This is a genomic window from Mycobacterium sp. (genome assembly GCF_046095365.1).
Taxonomy (GTDB): domain Bacteria; phylum Actinomycetota; class Actinomycetes; order Mycobacteriales; family Mycobacteriaceae; genus Mycobacterium.
The window spans coordinates 1-2,705 of the sequence record NZ_JBJTJF010000066.1 but is presented as its reverse complement, the minus strand read 5'-3'; the positions used below and the strand labels follow the sequence as shown (position 1 = coordinate 2,705).

Below are 2,705 nucleotides of genomic sequence, written 5' to 3'. Positions count from 1 at the left end.
CCAGGGCATCGGCGGTACCGGCGGCGCTGCCGGGACCGGCGGTGTCGGCGGGACCGGCGGTGCGGGCGACGCGAGCAACGACGGCGGCGTCGGCGGCGAAGGCGGCGCGGCCGGAACCGCCGGTGCCCGAGGTGCCGGTCGTCGCGTCGCCGCCGGCCCCGCCGGCGCCGCCGGCGCCGCCGGTCGCGCCGGTCTGGCCGTCGATGCTGCCCGAGGTGCCGGCGGCGACGCGACGACCGGCACCTCGGGCACCGGCGGGCTCGGCGGCCAGGGCGGTGCGGCCGGCACCGGCGGCGTCGGCTATTCGGTCAGCACGCCGGGCGCCGCCGGCGGTAAGGGCGGTGCGGGTGGCACCGGCGGCGCCGGTGGCAACGGCGGCGCGGTCGGCGCGGTGACCGGCGGATCGCTGGGAATCCAGGGCATCGGCGGTACCGGCGGCGCTGCCGGGACCGGCGGGATCGGCGGTACCGGCGGTGCGGGCGACGCGAGCAACGACGGCGGCGTCGGCGGCGAAGGCGGCGCGGCCGGAACCGCCGGTGCGGGCGGCACCGGATCGGCGAACGGCGCCACCGGAACCGCCGGCAACGGCGGCGTCGGCGGTGTCGGCGGCGCGGGCTGGAACTCCACCTCCGGCGGTGTCGCCGGCGGTAAGGCCGGCGCCGGCGGGGCCGGTGGCGCGGCGACGGCCGGAACCGGTGGCACCGGCGGCGCCGGTGGGCTGGGCGGAGCGGGCATCGCCGGGACCAACGGATCCAAGGGCGTCAACGCCACCGACGGCTCGGCGGGCGGCGTCGGCGGTGCCGGCGGCAAGGGTGGCGCGGCGACCACCGGCACCGGCGGTAAGGGCGGCACTGGCGGCACCGGCGGCGCCGGGGCGGGCGGCGGCACCGGCTGGAGCTCCAACGTCGCCGGGGTCAACGGCACCGACGGCGGATCCAGCGGCGTCGGCGGAGACGGCGGCGCGGGCGGTCAGGGCGGCGCGTCAGGCTCCGGTGTCGACGGCACCGGCGGGGCAGGTGGCACCGGCGGGGCCGCGGCGGTCGCGGGCAACGGCGGCAACGGTGCGGCGGGCACGGTGGCGACCCCGAACGGCAGCGACGGCGGCAAGGGTGGCAACACCGGAGCGCCGGGCAGTGGCGGCGCGGCGGGCGCGAAGGGCGGACCGACGGGTGCCGATGGAACCACCGGCGCCTCCGGGGCGGCCGTCTCCTCCGGCGGCAACGGCGGCGACGGCGGGGCCGGCTTCGACCAGACCGCCGCCGGGGTGTCCGGCGGGGTCGGCGGCAACGGCGGTGCGGCCGGTGACCGCGGCAACGGCGGCGACGGCGGCGCCGGCGGCGACGCCGGGCCGGCCACCACCGGCCTCGCGGCGGGCACCGGCGGCAAGGGCGGCGCCGGCGGCGCCGGCGGATCGGTGACGGGCACCGGCGGCAAGGGCGGGGCCGGCGGTCTCGGCGGCGCCGGCACCGCCTACGCCCCGCAGGTCACCTCGACGATCACCGGCTTCGGCGACGCGACCGGCGCAGCCGTCACACCGGACGGCGCCACCCTGTACGTCACCGACTACGCCAACGGCCGGGTCTCGGTGATCGACACAACCACCAACACCGTCACCTCCACCATCACCGTCGGCACCCACCCGCGCGAGATCGCCATCAACGGCACCACCGCCTACGTCGCCAACCAGGGATCCAGCACGGTGTCGGTGATCAACACCGCCACCAACACCGTCACCTCCACCATCAACATCGGCATCGCCGGCACCGGCATCGCGGTCAGCCCCGACGGCACCAAGGTCTACGTCACCGGCGCAGGCACCGTGAAGGTCATCAGCACCGCGAACAACACCGTCACCAACACCATCGCCGTCGGTGCGGGCTCCAACGACGTGGCCTTCCGGTCCGACGGAACCGCCTACACCGTCAACAGCACCGCCAGCACCGTCTCGGTCATCGACCCCAACGGCACCGTCACCGCGACCATCAACGTGGGCAGCTCGCCGGCGCAGAACGTCATCCTGCCCAACGGCACCAAGATGTACGTCACCAACAGCGGCGGCAACTCGGTCTCGGTGATCGACATCGACCCGACCAGTGGCACTTACAACACCGTCATCAAGACCATCAGCACCTCGATCGCCGGGCCGTACGGCATCACGGTCAGCCCCGACGGCAGCACCGTCTACGTGGCCAACGCCTCCGACGGCAAGGTGGCGCTGATCGACACCTTCTCCGACGCGGTCACCAGCACCGTCTCGGGTGTCAGCGGCACCGGCCGCCTCGCCGTCAACCCGCAGACCGGAACCGTCTACGACGCCGGCGGCGCCGACGTATACGCGGTGACCACCAGCCGGGCCGGCGGCACCGGCGGTGTGGGCGGCACCGGCGGCGCGGGCCTGGGCGGCGACGCCGGCGCGGGCGGTATCGGCGGCGACGGCGGGGCCGGCGCGGCGGGCGGGGCCGGCCGGTCGACTCTGATCGCCGGCCAGATGGGCGGCGCCGGCGGCGTGGGCGGCGCCGGCGGCGTGGGCGGCAGCGCCACCTCGGGCAAGTCGGGCAGCGGCGGCACCGGTGGCCTCGGCGGCGCGGCGGGCGCCGGCGGCGCCGGGTCCACCGTGGCCGCGGCGGGCGGAGTCGGCGGCGGCGGGGGCGCGGGGGGGGGGGGCGGCGCGGGGGGCGCGGGCGGGGCGGGGGGGAGCGGCGGCC

At 78.3% G+C, this 2,705-nt stretch carries 1 protein-coding gene; it reads left to right on the top strand.

Annotated elements, in window-relative coordinates; genetic code table 11:
• A partial coding sequence (locus ACKOQ4_RS05170; protein WP_526289507.1) for a beta-propeller fold lactonase family protein occupies nucleotides 1-2,705 on the top strand: 2,705 nt, incomplete at both ends.